Here is a 17997-nt window from a genome sequence, read left to right on the forward strand (position 1 = left end):
GGCCAGGTCGGCGATGCCGAGTCCGATGACGCACCAGCCCGCGCGCCGGGCGATCCAGCGGGAGTCCTGCGGCGCCGCCGTTTCGTTCACAGCTTCACCTCGAGATTCACCCCCACTCGCACGGACGCCGGATTGAAGCTGGTCTGGCGCGAGGTGCCCGATACATCCCGGTAGTATCGGTCCGAGGCGCTGTCCTGGCCGAGGATGTTGTTGGCCGACAGTCGCAGCTGGTAGCGCGGATTGAACTTGTACAGCAGGTAGGCGTCGAGGTCGCGGCGCGACTGCTGGTACTGGAACTGGCCGTCGGAGATGCGCACCCAGCCGCCCTTCTGCCAGGACAGGCTGCTGCCCATGGTCAGGTCGCCCTTGCGGTAGTCGATACCTGCGGTGGCCGACATCGGGGTCTGGCCGTCGAGGCGGTTGCCGGGGCCGGGCACGGCAGAAACGTGCGACCAGTTGCGGCTGAAGCTTGCGCGCAGGTCGAAGCCGCCGAGGGCGGCGGCCAGCAGCTTGCCGGGGGCCTTGGCTTCCAGCTGCAGCGAGCGCACCAGCGCGTCGCCGTCGTTGACCGGGCGGTAGACCCAGCGTCCGTCCGCATCGAGGTCAAGGCGGGTACGGATATAGTCCGAGATGGCGCGCCGCGACACGCTCGCCGAGAACATCGCGCCGTCCTTCAGGAAGTGCTCGTAGGTGAGGTCGATGCCGTTCGCCAGTTCGGGACGCAGGTCCGGATTGCCGCCGGAGTCGGCGTCGAAACGGGTGTTGACCGGGGTTTCGAAGCGGCGCGCGGTGAGCTGCCCGACCTCCGGCGCTTTATACGTGCGGGTCAGGGCCAGGCGCAGCTGGCGTCCGCTGTCGCCGGGGAATTTGTACAGGGTCTGGGCCACGGGGCTCAGCACGTGGTTGCGCGACTTCGTCGACAGTTTGCCGGTGCCCGGCTCGTTAGCTTCGCTGTCGGTCTGCACGCCTTCCCAGCGCGCACCGAGGTAGACCGAGAGCTGCTTGTCGATGCTCCACTCGTCCTGCACGAAGCCGGCCAGGCGCGTGATCTTCGGTTCGAAGGTCTCGATGGTGTGGGTCGGTGCGTCCTGGTTCAGGCGGTCGTTGCGGTTGCGGACTTCGTCGCTGGCCTGCACGCTCGTATCCAGGCCGGCCGCCAGCGAGTGGCCGTCGAACAGCGAGCGCGTGTACTTGCCGCGCAGGCTGGTGCGGCGGCCACGATTGACGGTGTCCCAATCGCGCAGCAGGCTCCCGGCGTGACCGGCGGTGTACAGGTCGGTCAGCGAATCGCTGTAGTTGCGGCTGCGCTCGCCCGATACCTTGAGGTCCAGCTTGCCGCCGGCGATCTTCGCGATCCAGCCTAGCTCCATCTGTCCCATCCAGCCACCCGACGGCGTCGCGCTCAGGGTCTCGACATAGTCCGGATTGCCGAAGCTGCCGACCAGGTTGTCGTTCAGGCTGCGTCCGCCCCAGTTCATGCGGTTCGCATGCACCATGCCCGACAGGTTCAGCTCGTCGCCATCCGGGAACTTCCAGTTCAGGCGCGGGGACAGCACGGCGCCGCGGTAGCTGCCGCCACCGTCGTAGCGCGAGGTGCGCGATTGCGTCACCTGCCCGGACGGCAGCGTGAACAGCTCGCTGCCGGTCGAATGATTGTCGTTGTCGCCGCCGTACAGGCCGATGTAGGTGAAATACGAGAGCTTGTCGATCTTGTCGGCCAGGTTCATGCCGACGTTCGCGTTACGGCTTTGCTGCGAACGGAAGCCTGACAGGCGCAGGTCGTGCACCGCCTTCGAGGTCACCTTCTTCAGCACGATGTTGATGGTGCCGGCGATCGCCTGCGTCGAATACTCGGCGCTGGCGGCGCGGATGATCTCGATGCGCTCGATCTGGTCGGGCGTCAGCGCATCCATGTTGAAGCCTGGCGGCGGACGGTCGCCGTTGACCAGGATCTGGGTGTAGCCGGCGCCCAGGCCGCGCATGCGCAGGGTCTTGCCGGTCACGGTCACGCCGGGCGCGCGTTTGAGGACGTCGTAGATATTGTCGTCGCCGTACTTGCGGATCTCCTCCGCGTTCATGACGGTCTTGCTGGCCGTGTCGTCGCGGCGCGGATCGTAGTCGCTGGCCGCGCCCTTCACCTCGACGGTCGAGATCTTGCCGTCCTTTTTCGGTGGCGCCTCCTTGGCGGGCACAGGTTCGGCCGCAGTCTGCGTCGATATGGCCGGCTGGACCGCGGTCTGGGCCAGCGCGGCGGCCGGCAGGGTCGACAAGGCGAGGTGGACGGCGGCGGCGAGACGGCGATGCTGGAAGATCATGAAGGGCTGGGCGGAGTTACTGAACAGCCCGTCACGATAGCAAATACATGCCGCTTAAATTACGCCAATTGTCACAATGCACTATTTGTTGCGGCTGGTCCGTTCAGCGCACGCAGCTGACGTAGGCGATGCCGACGTCGGGCCGGTCGGTCGCCGCGCCGGTGGACAGGTCGACCACCATGTGGCTTGCGGTCGTTGAACTCGTGGGCATGGTCGACGACCAGGTGGCGCCAAGGCTCCAGCCCTGCCCGGCGAGGACGCCGGACTGCTGCAGGGCGATCAGCTGGTCCGCGGTCGGCAGCTTCCATCCGGTCGCGCCGCCGATCGTGGAGGTGGTGCAGAAATTGCCCGCATTGCTGAAGTTGTCGACGTTGCTCACGCCCATCCAGGCAAAGCCGCCGAAATGCACCACGGCAGCGCCCGACGTCGGCGGGACGCACTGGTTGTTGCTCAGGACTGCCGGCGCGACGCAGGTCGGCACCACGGCGCAGGCGCCGTTGACGACCGCGCTGCCGGCGCCGCAATCGACCTTGCTGACGGTGAGCGTGGTGCTCGCCGAGGTCGGGCCAAAGCTGCCGATGCTCGGCTGGGAGGCGGTGATCGTGGTCTCGCCCGGGCCCTTGATGGTCACCAGGGTGCCGGCGATGGTGGCGACCGCGGCGTTACTGCTGGTGAAAGTAAAGGCGGCCGGGCTCCGCGAGGACGGCGGCACGATGTCGAAGGCCGGATCGGTTTCCTTCTTGGTGATGGCCGCGAACGGACCCAGTGGCGGACCCTGGTCCGGATCGCTGCACGCTGCCATCAGGCACATCATCAAGAGCAAGCCAACGATCCGCTTCATCATTCCCCCGTCATGGTCAAATTGAACGACTGGCACAGTAACAAATTCCACTGTCCGAAAATGCGTGCTTTGTCACGCGTGCGCGGGCAGGCCCGGCTTCAATGGCGTGCGGCCTGTGCCGCGTCAATCTTCACCAGGTAGCGGCTCATCGATGCTAATGAGCGGGTGGTTTGCCGTCAATCGAATCCGACGACTCGCCATTCCCGCGAAAGCGGGGACGACGGGGATTGATGCTTGCCTTAGAATGAACTGTCGCCAACCTTTTTTAACGCCTTGAAAATCTCGATCGGCCATCGCCTGTTCGCCTCCGTCCTGCTCGCGATCCTCGCGGTGGCGGCGGGTGCCGTCTATCTGCTGCGCCAGAACGTGCTGGCGGGCTTTGGCGATTACGCCGTCGGGATCGAACTCGATCGCCTCGACGAGCTGTCCGGCGCGCTGGCACGCCAGTACCGCGGCCACGGCGACTGGCGCTTCCTGCCCGCGCCGGACGGCCGGCGCCAGTGGATCGCGCGCGAGCTGGAACGCCTGCAGCGCGAACGCGAAGCCGCAGCCCTGGCGCCGCCGGCCGCACCGCCTGCTCCGGCAACACCAGCCGTGCCGGCCGCGGTACCGGCCAAGGCCGCGCGGCCGGCGCCGACTTCCCTCCTCTCCCCACCCGCGCCGCCGGCACCGCCCTCGCCACCGGCGGCACCGGCGCCGATGCCGCCCCTGGCCGCCCCGCGCGTCGGCCCGGCCCTCGCCGCGGATGCCGGGGTGGATGCCCCGCTGCCCGAGCGCATCACCCTGCTCGACGCCGACGGCCGCTACCTGGCCGGGCGCATGCCGGATGCGATTCCGCTGGCGCGCCGTCCGGTCGAGGTGGACGGCCGCACGGCCGGCTACCTGGGCGTGGCGCGCAGTCCCCGTCCGAGCGACGCCATGGCGCTCGCCTTCCTGCAGCAGCTGAGCGCCAGCCTGTGGTGGATCGTCGGCTTCGCGGTCGCCTTCTCGGCGCTGGCGGCGATCCTGCTGGCGCGCCACTTCCGCGGCCCGATCCGAGAACTGGCGGGCGGCGCCGGCATGCTGGCCGAGGGCCGCTTCGACGTCCGCCTGCCGGCAGGGCGCAGCGACGAGCTGGGCGAACTGGCGCGCCACTTCAATACCCTGGCCGAGCAGCTGGACCGCGCCGAAAGCGCGCGCCGCCAGTGGGTGGCCGATACCTCGCACGAGCTGCGCACCCCGCTGGCCGTGCTGCGCGCCCAGCTCGAGGCGATCCAGGACGGCGTTCGCAGCGCCACGCCGGCCACCCTCGACGCCATGCTGCGCCAGGTGCTGGCCCTGAACAAGCTGATCGACGAGCTGTATGCGCTGGCGCGCGCCGACATCAAGGCCCTCGACGTCAAGCCCGAGCGCCTCGACGTCTGGCAGCTGGCCTGCGCCCAGGCCCAAAGCTTCGATGCGCGGCTGCAGGCCGCCGGCCTGGCGCTCGAACTGGGCCAGGCGCCGCCACGCGCGCAGGCCATGGCCGATCCGGACCGCATGCGCCAGGTGTTCGACAACCTGTTCGAGAACAGCCTGCGCTATACGGCCGCCGGCGGCCGCGTGGCACTGAGCGCGGAAAGCGCCGGCGCCCTGCTGCGCCTGCACCTGGACGACAGCGCGCCCGGCGTGCCGGACGATGCCCTCGATCGCCTGGCGCAGCGCTTCTACCGCGTCGACGCCTCGCGCAGCCGCGCGCACGGCGGCGCCGGCCTCGGCCTGGCCCTGTGCCGCCGCCTGCTGGAAGCCCAGGGCGCGCAGCTGTCCTTCGCCCATTCTCCACTCGGCGGCCTGCGCGCCACCGTCACGATTCCCCTTGGTTACGACTTCCATTGCGAGCATCCATGAGCGCCGACATCTTCATCGTCGAGGACGAACCCGAACTGGCGGCGCTGGTGGCCGACTACGCGCTGGCCGCCGGCTACCGGCCCACCGTGTTCGGCGACGGCGCCCTGGCCCTGGAGGCGATCCGGCGCCAGCCGCCCGCGCTGGTGGTGCTGGACCTGATGCTGCCCGGCCTGGACGGCCTGTCGGTATGCCGCGAAGTGCGCGCCTTCTCCAGCGTGCCGGTCGTGATGGTGACCGCGCGCGTCGAGGAGATCGACCGCCTGCTGGGCCTCGAACTCGGCGCCGACGACTACCTGTGCAAACCCTTCAGCCCGCGCGAGCTGATGGCCCGCATCAAGGCGATCCTGCGCCGCGCAGGCCCGGCTTCCGTGCCCGCGGTGCCGGCGATCGCCGTCGACACCGCCGCGCGCCGGATCCGCATCCATGGCCGGCCGCTGGAGCTGACGCCCACCGAATACGGCATCCTGGCGGCGCTGGCGCGGCGGCCCGGCCAGGTGTTTTCGCGCGCCCAGCTGCTCGACGCCGCGCGCGAGGGCAATGCCAGCCTCGAGGTGGCCGACCGCGCCATCGACAGCCACGTCAAGAACCTGCGGCGCAAGCTGGACGCGGCGCTGCCGGGCGTGGAAGCCATCCATGCGATCTACGGACTCGGCTACCGCTTCGATTTATAGCCTTCTTCATTTTTTCTCCACATTCGCAATGCACCATGCACATATGGCCCGCCGCCCCGGACGGGTTCCAGCCTGAGGAGAAGAAGATGAAACATACCGCCGCCATCCTGACGTTCGCCCTGCTCTCCGGCGTCGCCGGTGCCGCCGTGGCCGACGTCCATGTCTACGTCAACTGCGATGCCAAGGGCGCCAACTGCCCGCCGCCGCCCAAGCCGCCGAAACCGCCGCGCCCGCCGGGACCGCCGGCACCACCGGCCCCGCCCGTACCCGGCGATGCGAGCGCGTACGCGCCCGCCATGCCGGCCATGCCCGCGATCCCGGCCGTGCCGGCGCCGCCCGACGTTCCGGCTCCGCCGTCCCCGCCGCCGCCGCCGAAGCTGCCGCCGGTGCCGGACAGTGCCCACGCCGACTGCGCCGCGAAGCAGCCGGGCACCCGCCTCAGCTTCACCCTGCGCCCGGGCGAAACCATGACGGGCGTCTGCGTGAAGCAGGACGGCAGGATGAGGTTCTCGCTGCGCGAATACCAGCTCACCGAGTGACTTTCACGGCGGGAGCGGGTATGCTGCAACGCATGTCGCATCCCGCCCCACCCAAACCGACACCGTCCGAACTGGAACTGCTGCGCATCCTGTGGCAAACCGGCCCGTCCACGGCCAAACAGGTGCACGAGGCGCTAGCCACCGACCGTCCCGACATGACGGCCGCCACGGTGCTGCGCCTGCTGCAGCTGATGCATGCCAAGGGCCTGCTGCTGCGCGACGAAAGCCAGCGCGCCCACGTGTATTCGCCGGCCCAGCCGCAGGACGCCCTGCAGACCAGCCTGGTCAGCGAATTGATCGTGAAAGCCTTTTCCGGCTCCGGCAAGGCGCTGGTGCTGGCCGCCCTGCGCGGCCACGTCAGCAAGAAGGAGCGCGAAGAGATCCAGCGGATCCTCAACGGCGGGAAGGAATCGTGAGCGCCGCCCCCTCGCCCGAAACGGATCCGCGCCCGCTGCCGCCGAAAGAGCCCGAGCTCGAAGACTGCTGCGGCACCGGCTGCGTCAACTGCGTGTTCGACATGTACCAGATCGCGCTCGAGAACTACGAGCGGGCCTTGAAGGCGTGGGAGGAGCGCCATCCCGGGCAGGCCGGTGCAGGCGCCTGACGCCGGCCGGGGCGAACGCCTCGGCGGCCGGCTGCGCGAGCTGCTCGGCAAGAACTCCCTGCTCCTGCTGGCGGCCCTGGTCGGCTTCGTCGGCGCCCTGGCCACGGTGGTGTTCCGCGAAGGCCTGGTCCTGATGCAGGAACTGCTCTACGGCCGCTCCGGTTCCTTCGTCGAGATCGCCGCTTCCCTGCCCTGGCATACCCGGCTGCTGCTGCCCTGCGCGGGCGGACTGCTGGCCGGCTCCCTGCTCGCCCTCGGCCGCCGCCTGCCCTCGCAACGCCGCCCGGACTACATGGAGATCGTGGCGATCGGCGACGGCCGGGTGCCGATCCGCCTCACCCTCGTCAACGGCCTGTCCTCGCTGCTGTCGATCGCCTCCGGCGGTTCGATCGGCCGCGAAGGCTCGATGATCCAGCTGGCGGCGCTGTCGGCGTCCCTGAGCGGGCGCGCACTGCGCCTGAACACGATGCGCCTGCGCCTGCTGGTGGCCTGCGGCGCCGCGGCCGGCATTGCCGCGGCCTATAACGCGCCGATCGCCAGCGCCTTCTTCGTCACCGAAATCGTGCTCGGCGCGATCGCCATGGAAAGCCTGGGCCCGATCATGGTGGCGGCGGTGGTCTCGAACATCACCATGCGCCACCTGCCCGGCTACCACCCGACCTACGAGATGCCGGCCTTCGCGCCGATCGCCGGTACCGAGATGCTCGCCTTCGTGGTGCTGGGCGTGCTCGCCGGGCTGGTGGCGCCGGGCTTCCTCGGCGCCCTCCAGCGCACCCGCGGCCTGTTCCAGGCATCCAGGCTGCCGCTGCCGCTGCGGCTCGCGCTCGGCGGCCTCGGGGTCGGCGCGATCTCGCTGTGGGTGCCGCAAGTCTGGGGCAACGGCTACAGCGTGGTGAACTCGCTGCTGCACCAGCCCTGGCTCTGGCAGGGCGTGCTGCTGGTACTGGTCTGCAAGGTGCTGGCCACCTGCCTGACCTGCGGCTCCGGCGCCGTCGGCGGTATCTTCACGCCGACCCTGTTCGTGGGCGCCACGGTCGGCTACCTGTTCGCGCTGGCGCTGCAGGCCCTGTGGCCCGGCGCCGCCGCGCTGCCCGCCGCCTATGTCGCGGTCGGCATGGGCGCGACCCTGGCGGCGGCCGCCAGCGCGCCGCTGATGGCGATCCTGATGATCTTCGAGATGACCCTCAGCTACCAGCTCATGCTGCCGCTGATGCTGGCCTGCGTGGTGGCCTACGCGGTGGCGCGCGCGCTAGGGGGCGCCTCGATGTACGAGATCACGGCCCAGCGCCTGGCCGAAGCCGAGGAGCGCGAACGGCTGCGCACCATGCGCATCGCGGAACTGATCCGCCCCGCCGAGACGGTGCTGCCCGACACCGCGCCGCTGTCCGCCGCCGCCGAACTGTTCGGCCAGCACAACGTCAAGTACGTCTACCTGGTCGACGGCGCCGGGCGCTACCGCGGCACGGTGGCCCTGCACGAGATCGCGCCGCGCTTCCAGGATCCGCTGCTGGCGAGCCAGCCCTGCAGCACGATGGCCCGCCGGGATGCGCTGCCGCTGCTGGACGCCGGCATGGGCCTGGACGAAGCCCTGCGCCAGTTCATGCGCCACCACGGCGAACGCCTGCCGATCGTGCGCGCGCCAGGCGATCCGGAACTGCTCGGCACCGTCCACAAGACCGATCTGCTGGATGCCTACGTGCGCCTGAACCGCAGCCTGCTGCACGCCCGCATCGAGGCGTAGAATGCCCGGCATGGACCACCTGCTCGACAACATCTTCTGGAACACCCTGAGCGGCATGCACGCCCACCTGTCGGCCGGCACCGGGACGGCCAGGCGCTATGCCCCCGGGTTCTCGCCGATCGTCGGCTTTCCCGACCCGCGGCAGCCGGACTTCGCGGCGCTGGCGCCCTTCTGCGAAGCCGGCGAACACTTCTACTGCGACGCCTGGTCCGGCCCGGCGCCCGCGGGCTGGCGCATCGAGGCCGAGTCGACCATGTACCGCATGGTCTGGGACGGCGTCATGCCGGAGCGCGACGAAGCGCCGGATGCCATCCCGCTCGGGAAAGCGCATGCGGAGCAGGCGCTGGCGCTGGCCCGGCTCACCCGTCCCGGTCCCTTCGGCCCGCGCACCATCGAGCTGGGCGAGTACTTCGGCCATGTCGACGGCGGCAAGCTGATCGCGATGGCCGGCGAGCGCATGGCCGCGCCCGGGCTGCGCGAGATCAGCGGCGTCTGCACGCATCCCGATGCCCAGGGCCGCGGCTACGCGCGGCGCCTGATGCTGAAGCTGATCCGGCGCCAGCTGCTGCGCGGCGAGACGCCCTTCCTGCACGTGATGCGGGCCAACGAGGCGGCGCACGGGCTCTATCTGCGCATGGGCTTTCGCGACTATTGCGAGACGGTGGTGCGGGTGGTGACGCCAGCCTGCTGATCCGCTTCGTTCCCTGGCGAACAATCAAACCGCGCACTCGTCACTACCACCCTCTCATCCGTGGGCATTCGCTGGGAGGAGGCGCGGGTCGAGGGCGCTGCGCTCGGCCGACTGCGCCCGCCATGAGATGCAATGCGCCTTCCTGGAACCGGACGGCAGCATCAGCATGAAGCGCAAGTAGGCGCAAGTAGGCGCACGCCAGACATGATACAAAAATGAGAGGAGGATCAAAATTTCTGTATCACATAATTACTGAATTTCCGGGATTCAGTCGCTCATGGGCACTATCTCAGCCGTACGGTGCGAGTCCCGGCCAAGCTCCGGTGCTAAGTTTTTGAGCGCATCCCAGGACGGGGTGCGTTGCAGAGACTCTGTTCAACAGGAGGTATCCATGAAACAAGTTCTGTCTGTTCTAGCACTGGCAGCGACGGCGGGGCTGGCCACCCCGGCTTTCGCCCAGACCTACAAGGCGACCGCCAGCGGCCCGGCCGAAAGTCCGCCCAACGCTTCGCCGGGCAGCAGCATGGTGACGCTCGAGTTCGCCGGCACCAACTTGACGGTCGACGTGCCGTTCAGCGGCCTGGTCGGCGACTCGACCGAGGCCCACATCCACTGCTGCACCACCACCGCCTTCACCGGCACTTCGCCGGTGGCCTTGCCGTTCACCGATTTCCCGACCGGCGTCAAGGACGGCACCTACACGAAGACCTTCTCGCTGTACGACACCGCGACCTATGACCCGGCCTTCCTGGCGGCGAATGGCGGCACGGTGTCCGGCGCGGCGACCGCCTTCGTGAACGGCATCAATGCCAACGAAGCCTACGTCAACATCCATACGACCTCGCATCCGGCTGGCGAGATCCGTGGCTTCGTGGTGGCCGCACCGGTGCCGGAACCGGCCGAGTGGGCGATGCTGGCGGGTGGCCTGGCCAGCCTCATGTGGATGGGCCGCAGGCGGCGTTGGGAAAGCTGCTGGCAGCGTTAGCCGGCATTCCGGCTAGCCGGTAAGCAGGGCGCCGCGTTCGGCAAGCAGCTTGGCCCAGGCCGGGACCGCCTCTTGCCAGAACGCGGCCAGGGAAGCGGGCCGGGAAGCGCCCGGCCCAGCCAGGCGCAGGCCGAGGAAGCCGGCGGCTTGTTGCAGGGCCGCGACGGCGGCCTCTTCGTTACCCGGCAGGACGGCCAGCGCACCGGTCTGCTTGGACAGTTTCTCGCCGCTGGCATTGCGCACCACCGGCACGTGCAGGTAGCGCGGCGTCGACACGCCCAGCAGGCGCTGCAGGTAGATCTGGCGTGGGGTCGAATCGAGCAGGTCGGCGCCGCGCACGACGTCGGTCACGCCCTGCTCCGCATCGTCCACCACCACGGCCAGCTGATAGGCCCAGTAGCCGTCGGCACGCTTGAGCACGAAATCCCCCGATTCCAGCGCCAGCCGCTGCTCCTGCCAGCCGGCGAAGCGGTCCTGGAAGCCGATCAGGTCTTCTCCCGGTTCCGGCACCCGCAGGCGCAGGCTGCGCGCCTCGCGGCCCGGCGCCAGGCCAAGGCGGCAGGTGCCGGGATAGATGGCGGCGCCGTCCGGTCCCACGCCCAGGCGCGAATCGGCGATCTCCCTGCGGTTGCAGCCGCAGCCGTACACGTAATCCGCGATGCGTTCGCGCGCGGCCTGGTACAGGTCCTTGCGCCGGCTCTGCCAGACGATCCCGCCGTCCGACTGCATGCCCAGCCAGTCGAGCTGAGCGAGGATGGTCTCGGCGGCGCCGGGCACGGCGCGGCCCTCGTCGATGTCCTCGATGCGGATCAGCCAGGCGCCGCCGTTGGCACGCGCGTCCAGGTAGCTGGCCAGGGCCGCCACCAGCGAACCGGCGTGCAGGGGGCCGGTGGGCGAGGGGGCGAAACGGCCGATGTAGGGGCTGGGAAGGCTCATGCTCGATGGAGAAAAGCGCAACCTTAGCACAGGCCGGGACGCGGCGCCGGACCGTGCCGGCAGCGTGATATTCTTGTCCAGGACAAAATTACGCAACAATGCTTGTAATTTCTAAAAAGCAATATACAATCTCACTTTGTCCTGGACAAACTATCAACCAAGAACAATGAGGAACCCATGCTGTCTACCCTGAACGTCGTCGCCTTCGGCAAGGACGACATCGACAACACCCTGTCCCGCCTGTCCGGCCAGCAGATCGACGAACTGGCCTTCGGCGCCATCCAGCTCGATGCGCAGGGCAAGGTCCTGCGCTACAACCAGGCGGAAGCGATGATCACCGGCCGCCAGGCCAGCGCCGTGATCGGCACCAACTTCTTCCGCGACGTCGCCCCCTGCACCAACACGGCCCGCTTCAAGGGCGTGTTCGACGCCGGCGTGCGCGCCAACAACCTGAACACGATGTTCGAGTACGTGTTCGACTACAAGATGACGCCCACCAAGGTGAAGATCCACATGAAGAAGGCCATCAGCGACGGCAGCTTCTGGATCTTCGTCAAGCGCCTGTAAGCGATGCGCGAACCTGGCCTCGACCTGGCCCCATGGTGGGCCGACCGCGGCGCGCTGCTGCGCTTCGTCGCCGACCTGGTGGCCGCCGAACTGACGGCGCTGCGCCACGAGCGGATCCTGCCCGACGGCTGGAGCGGCGCGCTGTCGCTGGACCAGGACCTCGGTGTCGATTCGCTGGAGCTGCTGCAGCTGGCCGGCGCGCTGGCCGAAGCCCTGCAGATGCAGCGCAGCGGAGTCGAGGATTACCTGCTGGCGCGCCGCACCCTGGACGGCTGGCTCGACATCGCCACCGCCGCCCTGCAGCACTGGAGCGAGGAAGTCACCTTCCGCACCTCGGGCAGCAGCGGCGAGCCGAAGCGCTGCAGCCACGAACTGGTCCTGCTGGAACAGGAAGCGGCGGCGCTGGCCGCGCTGTTCCCGCGCCGCCGGCGCCTGCTGCTGGCCGTGCCCTGCCATCACATCTACGGCTTCCTGTTCGGCGTCCTGCTGCCGCGCCACCTCGGCCTCGCACCGGACCAGGTGCTGAGCGTGCGTGCGCGCCTGCCTTCCCAGCTCGCGCGCCACGTCCTGCCCGGCGACCTGGTGATCGGCCATCCTCATGTCTGGCAGGATGCGCTCGGTGCCGGCGCGGCTTTTCCGGACGACGTGGACGGCGCCAGCTCGACCGCGCCCTGCCCCGACGCGGTGGCCGAACGCGCGGGGGCGGCCGGCCTGCGGCTGGTGCAGGTGTATGGCGCCTCCGAAACCGGCGGCCTGGGTTGGCGCGCCTCGCACCGCGAGCCCTACCGCCTGATGCCCTACCTGGACCGCGCGCCGGACGGCGTCGACGCCCTGCTGCGCAACTGCCCCGACGGCCGCACCGCGCTGCTGCGCCCGCAGGACAGCCTGGAATGGCAGGCGCCCGACCTGTTCATGGTGGGCCCGCGGCGCGACGCCGCGGTCCAGGTGGGCGGCACCAACGTGTTCCCGGAGCGGGTGCGCCAGGTACTGCTCGAGCATCCGATGGTGGAAGACGCGGCGGTGCGCCTGATGCGCCCCGACGAGGGCATGCGCCTGAAGGCCTTCATCGTGCCGCGTGCCGGCGCTGGCGCCGGCGAGGGATTCACGCGCGAGCGTTTCACGAGGGAGCTAAGGGCCTGGATCGACACCAGGCTGGCGGCGCCGGAGCGCCCGAAGGCGATCACGCTGGGCGAGCGCATCCCGCGCGGGGCACTCGACAAGCCGGCCGACTGGAGCATCGGCCCCACGAACGGCTAGAATAAGTGCCTACATGACGATATCGACAACCTCCCCCGCCGCTTCCGCATCGGCCGGTTTGAGCATCGCCGCCGTCGAGCGCGAGACCCGGCTGTCCAAGGACGTGCTACGGGTCTGGGAACGCCGCTACGGCTTTCCGCAGCCGGAGCGGGATGCGAACGGCGAACGCTGCTACCCGGCCGACCAGGTCGAGCGCCTGCGCCTGATGAAGCGCCTGATGGACCAGGGCCACCGCCCCGGTGCTCTGGCCGCGATGGCGCACCCGGAACTCGCCGCCCTGGCCGCGCCGGAGCGCGCCGCGCTGGCCGGCGATGCGCTGGACGGCGCCAACCTGCGACTGCTGAAGATGATCGGCGCGCGCGACCCGGCCGCCTTCCGTCACGCGCTGCGGCAGTCGCTGGCGCGCCAGGGACTCGAACGCTTCGTCGAGCAGACCATGGCGCCGCTCACGGTAGCCGTCGGCGCCTGCTGGGAAGACGGCAGCTTCGACGTCTTCGACGAACATTTCTATACCGAGTCGGCGGAACGGCTGCTGCGCCAGGCGCTGGCCGACCTGCCGGCCGCGCGCCACGGTGCGCGCATCCTCCTCACCACCGTTCCCGGCGAGGCCCACGGCCTCGGTCTCATGATGGCGGAAACCATGTTCGCGCTGGAGGGCGCAAGCTGCATCTCGCTGGGTACCGAGACCCCGCTGCTGGACATCGCGCGCGCCGCCGCGGCCTATGGCGTGGGCGTGGTCGCGCTGTCGTTCTCGGCTGCCTATCCGCGCCGCCAGGTGGCGCCGGTGCTGCTGCAGTTGCGCCAGGCCCTGCCCGACGGCGTGGAATTGTGGGCCGGCGGCGCCGGCGTGGAAAGGCTGGAGGAAGTCGCCGGCGTGCGCCTGCTGCCGACCCTGGACAGCGGCCGTCAGGCCCTGGCCGGCCTCAAGGCCTGATCAGGCGGCCTGCGCTTCCCAGCCCTGCAGCTGGGCGATGAAGTCGTCCAGCGGTACCGGACGCGAAAAAAGGAAGCCCTGCATGGCCGGCTGGCGGTTGGCGGCCAGGAAGCTGGCCTGCTGCTGGGTCTCGACGCCCTCCGCCACCACGCGCAGGCCGAGGTGGTCGGCCATCGCCAGGATCGACTGCACGATCGCGGTGCCGTTGGCATCGCCCGGGGTATCGCGGATGAAGCTCTTGTCGATCTTCAGTTCGTACAGCGGCATCTTCTTCAGGTAGGCCAGGCTCGAATAGCCGGTGCCGAAATCGTCGATCGAGAAGCGGATGCCCATGCGCGCCAGCTCGTGCATGCGGCCGATGGTTTCGTTCAGGTCGTTGACCAGCAGGCCTTCGGTGACCTCGAAGATCAGCTGGGAAGCCGGGGCCCCGGTCTCGACCAGCACCGCGCACACCTGGTCGACGAAATCGGGCTGGCGGAACTGCAGCGGGCTGACGTTCACCGACAGCGGCACGGCGAGGCCGGCGCGGTCCAGGCGCAGCCAGGACAGGCAGGCCTGGCGCAAGGCCCACTGGCCGAGCGGCAGGATCAGGCCGCTCGATTCGGCGGCCGGGATGAAGACGTCCGGGGCGACCATCGTGCCGTCGGCGCGGCGCCAGCGCATCAGCAGCTCGGCGCCGACCGGCGTGCGCTCGTGATCGATCTGCAGCTGCAGGTGCATCGCCAGCTCGCCGTTCTCCATCGCGGCGGCGAGGTCGCGCTCGAGGGTCAGCTTGCGCTCGGCCTCGGTCAGCATGCTGGATTCGAACAGGGTCACGCCGTTGCGGCCGGCCACCTTGGCGCGGTACATGGCGGTATCGGCTTCGCGCAGCAGGTCCTGTCCGGTCCTGCCGTCGCGCAGCGGCAGCGCAACGCCGATGCTGGCCGAGGCGTGGTAGAGCTGGCCGCCGATCTCGACGTCCTCGGCCAGGGCGGCGCGGATCTTCTCGGCCACCGCCTGCGCGGCGCCGGTGGCGCGCTGCACGTCGCGGCCCAGGTTCTCGAGCAGGACCACGAATTCGTCGCCGCCCAGGCGCGCCACGGTATCGCCCTGGCGCAGCACCGCCGCCACGCGCTGGGCCGCATGCTTGAGCATGACGTCGCCGATCGCATGGCCGCGCGCATCGTTGATGGTCTTGAAGTTGTCGAGGTCGATGAACAGCACCGCGCCCAGCCCGCCGCCGGTATGGGCGCGCACGACCATGGCGTCGAGGCGCTCGATCAGCAGGCGCCGGTTCGGCAGGCCGGTGAGCACGTCGTAGAAGGCCAGGCGGTGGATGGCGTCGGCGGCATTCTTGCGGTCCGTGATGTCGCGTCCGACCACCACCCAGTGGGTATTCCGGCCGCCTTCGCCGGCGAAGGGCACCAGTTCCATCTCGACCCAGTATTTTTCGCCGTTCCTGGTGTAGTTCACCAGCTCGGAAGTCACCGCTTCGCCGCGCGCCATGGCGTCGAGGATGCGCCGGACTTCGATCTCGTCGGTCTCGGGTCCGTGCAGCACGCGCATGCTGCGCCCGACGATCTCCTCGCGCGAGTAGCCGGTGCGGCGCACGAAGGCGTCGTTGGCGAAGATGATCGGCTGTTCCGCGCCTTCGCGGTGATCCACTTTCGCGATCAGCACCATGTCGTTCAGGCGCGCCACCGCGGCCGAGGTCAGGCGCAGCTCGGCGTTCAGCTCGTGCAGCCTGGCGTGGCCTTCCTCGAGCGAGTCGGCGGTCCGGCTCAGCTCTTCCATCGAGCTGTCGAGGCGCTGCAGCAGGCCGCCGCAGGTCAGGGTGATCAGGGCGCCGACGAACAGGTAGTTCAGGGTGACGATCAGGCAGGGCAGCAGCGCATGCTCTTCCATGCCGCTCACGTAAAGCCGGGCGTAACCGCCGAGGCCGAGGAAGAAGATGGAGGCGCCGCAGAAGCACAGCGCGCCGAGCGCCGGCCGCATGCCCAGCAGGACCACGCCCAGCACAGGCAGCGCCATCAGGAAGATCTGGCTGACCGGGCCGATGGTGAGCATCAGGCCGATGCCGATCATGTACAGGATCGCCAGGAAGTTCAGGACCCTGAAGGTGTAATTCAGGCGCGGCAGGCGCCACAGCGCGGCCACCCAGGCCAGCGCCACGCTGTCCATCAGTGCGACCGGCCACAAGCCTTCGCTGATGGACAGGCCGATGCTGGGCACCGCGGCCAGCGTACCGAGCAGGACGACATACGACAGCAGGGATTCGAAAACCCTGGAGCGCCAGTGTGCGATGTCGTAGTAAGTTCCCATTAAGCCGAGGGCCAATTGTTGCAAAGCAACATTCTATGTGAGCGCGGGTCGCGTGTCAGCATTTGCAGGAAAGCCTGTTGTGTGCGCGGGACGAAACAATAGCTTTAAGAAACTGAACAGTTGATGAACATTTACTTGGCGGGCGCGGCCTCGGCTTTCCTGGCCAGCGCCGTCACCTGCCCGGCGATCTCGTTCGGCACCGCGATCGACAGCTGGTAGTGCAGGATCTCGAAGCCCTTGCCGGTCTTGCGGATCACGCCGCTGGCCATGCAGTGGCCCATATTGGCGGTGTCGAGCAGTTCGTCGAACCAGATCAGCTTGCCGTCTTCGGAGGCGTAGACGTTGCGGCGACTGGCCTTGAAGGTCCAGGCCGACTTCTTGCCCTCGAAGTATTTGCGGGCCCAGGCCTTGAAGGCGTCGCGCTGCCACAGCTCGCTGCGGTCGGTGCCGATGTAGACGCCGTCCGGCGCCATCTTGTCGAAATAGGCCATGCGGGCATGGGCCGCGTCGTCGTGCCAGGCGTCGACGAAGGCGTTCACCTGCTTTGCCAGCGCGGGATCGGCATTCGCGGCCTGGGCGATTCCGGCGAAGAACAGGCAGCACGCGAGGAGCAGCGATTTCATGGCGAATCCTTTCATTGGAAGCGGCCGCCGTCGACGTCGCGCAGGAATTTGATGAGCCCGCTGAAATAGGTCTTCTGGTCGTCGTACATCGACATGTGGCTGCCGTTCTCGCACATCAGCAGGCGGCCATGCCGCAGCTCCTGCGAGACCATCTTCATGTGGGCCGGGTCCATGGTGTCATGGCGGCCGGCGATCACCAGGGTCGGCACGGCGATCTTCGGCAGGTCGGCGACGCGGTCCCAGTGTTCGAGTTTGGCGTTGTGGGCGCCCAGTTCGCTCGGGCCCTGCATCGGCACGTAGACCTTCGGATTCATGTGTTTGATCGAGCGCGTCACCGGCTCCGGCCACTGCTCGAAGGGCATGCGCAGCACGTGCTGCACATAGTGGTTCGGCAGCAGCAGTTCCATGTAGCGCGGATCCTCGTACTTGCCCTCGGCTTCCAGGCGCTTGATCTCGGCCAGGGCCTTCTGGTCCATCGCCGGCATCAGCACGGTGTCGGCGTATTTGTTGTACGCCGGGATGCTCATCATCATGTTCGAGATGACCAGGCCTTTCAGGTTCCGGCCATATTTCAGGGCGTACTCGGCCGCCAGCAGGCCGCCCCAGGAGTGGCCCAGCAGGTAGAAGTTCCTGTTGTCCAGGCCCAGCGCCTTGCGCACCTGCTCGACCTCTTCCACATAGCGCGGCAGCTCGACCAGCGAGGGATCGTCGGGCTGGTCGCTGTAGCTCGAGCCGAGCTGGTCGTAGTAGTAGTACTCGATGCTCGCGCCGGGGAAATAGCTGTCGAAGGCTTCGAGGTATTCGTGGGTCATGCCCGGGCCGCCGTGCAGCAGCAGCACCTTGATGGTCGGGTTATTGCCGACCCGCTTGGTCCAGACCTTGAACGTGCCCTTCGGCGTGGTGATCGGGATCATGCGGACGCCCCCGGACAGCACGTCGCCGCGGCCGGCGTTGTCGAAATAATTGCTGGCTGCGGTGGATGCGGCAGCTGCCGGCAGGGCGATCAGCACAGCGGCCATCAGCGCAAGAAAGCGTTTCATCGGGACCTCGTTGTTGGCAATATCGATATATTGTACGTTGGAAATGTAAGCAAATGTGCAAGATGAAACGCGCGTTCAAGAACTCG

The 17997-nt window shown here is 68.6% G+C and carries 17 protein-coding genes; 11 read left to right on the forward strand and 6 right to left on the reverse strand.

The genetic code is table 11. From position 1 onward, the window contains the following. Window positions 1-86: 86 nt before the first annotated feature. Both AB4Z32_RS11230 and AB4Z32_RS11235 read right to left on the reverse strand, forming a co-directional pair. Window positions 87-2315 carry a TonB-dependent receptor plug domain-containing protein gene (locus AB4Z32_RS11230; protein WP_442121921.1) on the reverse strand — a complete coding sequence of 743 codons (2229 nt, stop codon included), beginning with the start codon at window positions 2313-2315 and terminating at the stop codon, window positions 87-89. Window positions 2316-2418: 103 nt separating this feature from the next. Beyond that, entirely contained in the window at window positions 2419-3159 is a 741-nt protein-coding gene (locus tag AB4Z32_RS11235) for a hypothetical protein (RefSeq protein ID WP_442121922.1), read from the reverse strand. A 270-nt stretch (window positions 3160-3429) separates the two neighbouring features. Here AB4Z32_RS11235 and AB4Z32_RS11240 point away from each other — a divergent pair, with 270 nt between their 5' ends. The 8 genes from AB4Z32_RS11240 to AB4Z32_RS11275 all read left to right on the forward strand — a co-directional run bounded on the left by AB4Z32_RS11240 (window position 3430) and on the right by AB4Z32_RS11275 (window position 10253). Next, complete coding sequence (locus tag AB4Z32_RS11240; RefSeq protein ID WP_442121923.1) at window positions 3430-5022, forward strand: ATP-binding protein; 1593 nt, start codon at window positions 3430-3432, stop codon at window positions 5020-5022. Next, window positions 5019-5693 (forward strand): response regulator, encoded by a 675-nt coding sequence (locus AB4Z32_RS11245; protein WP_442121924.1) that lies wholly within the window; start codon window positions 5019-5021, stop codon window positions 5691-5693. The genes AB4Z32_RS11240 and AB4Z32_RS11245 overlap by 4 nt, the downstream gene beginning before the upstream one ends. A gap of 86 nt (window positions 5694-5779) precedes the next feature. Further along, complete coding sequence (locus AB4Z32_RS11250) at window positions 5780-6232, forward strand: hypothetical protein (RefSeq protein ID WP_442121925.1); 453 nt, start codon at window positions 5780-5782, stop codon at window positions 6230-6232. Between the two features lie 20 nt (window positions 6233-6252). Further along, window positions 6253-6648 carry a BlaI/MecI/CopY family transcriptional regulator gene (locus tag AB4Z32_RS11255; RefSeq protein WP_442121926.1) on the forward strand — a complete coding sequence of 132 codons (396 nt, stop codon included), beginning with the start codon at window positions 6253-6255 and terminating at the stop codon, window positions 6646-6648. Continuing rightward, the gene (locus AB4Z32_RS11260) at window positions 6645-6836 is read left to right on the forward strand and encodes an oxidoreductase-like domain-containing protein (RefSeq protein WP_442121927.1); all 192 of its coding nucleotides are present in this window, start codon (window positions 6645-6647) and stop codon (window positions 6834-6836) included. Before AB4Z32_RS11255 ends, AB4Z32_RS11260 begins: the two co-directional genes overlap by 4 nt. Beyond that, a complete protein-coding gene (locus tag AB4Z32_RS11265) occupies window positions 6823-8577 on the forward strand; it encodes a ClcB-like voltage-gated chloride channel protein (protein WP_442121928.1) in 1755 nt (584 codons plus the stop codon). The genes AB4Z32_RS11260 and AB4Z32_RS11265 overlap by 14 nt, the downstream gene beginning before the upstream one ends. Before the next feature lie 10 nt (window positions 8578-8587). After that, window positions 8588-9268 (forward strand): GNAT family N-acetyltransferase, encoded by a 681-nt coding sequence (locus tag AB4Z32_RS11270; RefSeq protein WP_442121929.1) that lies wholly within the window; start codon window positions 8588-8590, stop codon window positions 9266-9268. Window positions 9269-9659: 391 nt separating this feature from the next. Next, window positions 9660-10253: a CHRD domain-containing protein gene (locus AB4Z32_RS11275; protein ID WP_442121930.1), complete on the forward strand. Its 594-nt coding sequence runs from the start codon at window positions 9660-9662 to the stop codon at window positions 10251-10253. A gap of 12 nt (window positions 10254-10265) precedes the next feature. On the opposite strand, the gene gluQRS is transcribed toward AB4Z32_RS11275, so the two are convergent. Continuing rightward, the gene (gene gluQRS / locus AB4Z32_RS11280) at window positions 10266-11189 is read right to left on the reverse strand and encodes a tRNA glutamyl-Q(34) synthetase GluQRS (protein WP_442121931.1); all 924 of its coding nucleotides are present in this window, start codon (window positions 11187-11189) and stop codon (window positions 10266-10268) included. A 177-nt stretch (window positions 11190-11366) separates the two neighbouring features. On the opposite strand from gluQRS, the gene pyp reads away from it, so the two are divergent. The 3 genes from pyp to AB4Z32_RS11295 are packed head-to-tail and all read left to right on the forward strand — an operon-like array spanning window position 11367 to window position 13947. Next, a complete protein-coding gene (gene pyp, locus AB4Z32_RS11285) occupies window positions 11367-11756 on the forward strand; it encodes a photoactive yellow protein (protein WP_442121932.1) in 390 nt (129 codons plus the stop codon). 3 nt (window positions 11757-11759) lie between these two features. Beyond that, window positions 11760-13013, forward strand: a complete 1254-nt coding sequence (locus AB4Z32_RS11290; RefSeq protein WP_442121933.1) for an AMP-binding enzyme — start codon at window positions 11760-11762, stop codon at window positions 13011-13013. 13 nt (window positions 13014-13026) lie between these two features. Beyond that, window positions 13027-13947 carry a MerR family transcriptional regulator gene (locus AB4Z32_RS11295; protein ID WP_442121934.1) on the forward strand — a complete coding sequence of 307 codons (921 nt, stop codon included), beginning with the start codon at window positions 13027-13029 and terminating at the stop codon, window positions 13945-13947. Here the strand turns inward: AB4Z32_RS11295 and AB4Z32_RS11300 are convergent, their stop codons facing one another. From AB4Z32_RS11300 to AB4Z32_RS11310, 3 genes are all read right to left on the reverse strand, one after another. Further along, a complete protein-coding gene (locus AB4Z32_RS11300) occupies window positions 13948-16248 on the reverse strand; it encodes a putative bifunctional diguanylate cyclase/phosphodiesterase (RefSeq protein WP_442121935.1) in 2301 nt (766 codons plus the stop codon). 131 nt (window positions 16249-16379) lie between these two features. Next, entirely contained in the window at window positions 16380-16871 is a 492-nt protein-coding gene (locus tag AB4Z32_RS11305) for a nuclear transport factor 2 family protein (protein ID WP_442121936.1), read from the reverse strand. Window positions 16872-16882: 11 nt separating this feature from the next. Then, window positions 16883-17911: a proline iminopeptidase-family hydrolase gene (locus AB4Z32_RS11310; RefSeq protein WP_442121937.1), complete on the reverse strand. Its 1029-nt coding sequence runs from the start codon at window positions 17909-17911 to the stop codon at window positions 16883-16885. Between the last annotated feature and the right edge of the window lie 86 nt (window positions 17912-17997).

This window comes from Massilia sp. 2TAF26, assembly GCF_052115005.1.
In the GTDB taxonomy this organism is placed as follows: Bacteria; Pseudomonadota; Gammaproteobacteria; order Burkholderiales; family Burkholderiaceae_D; genus Telluria.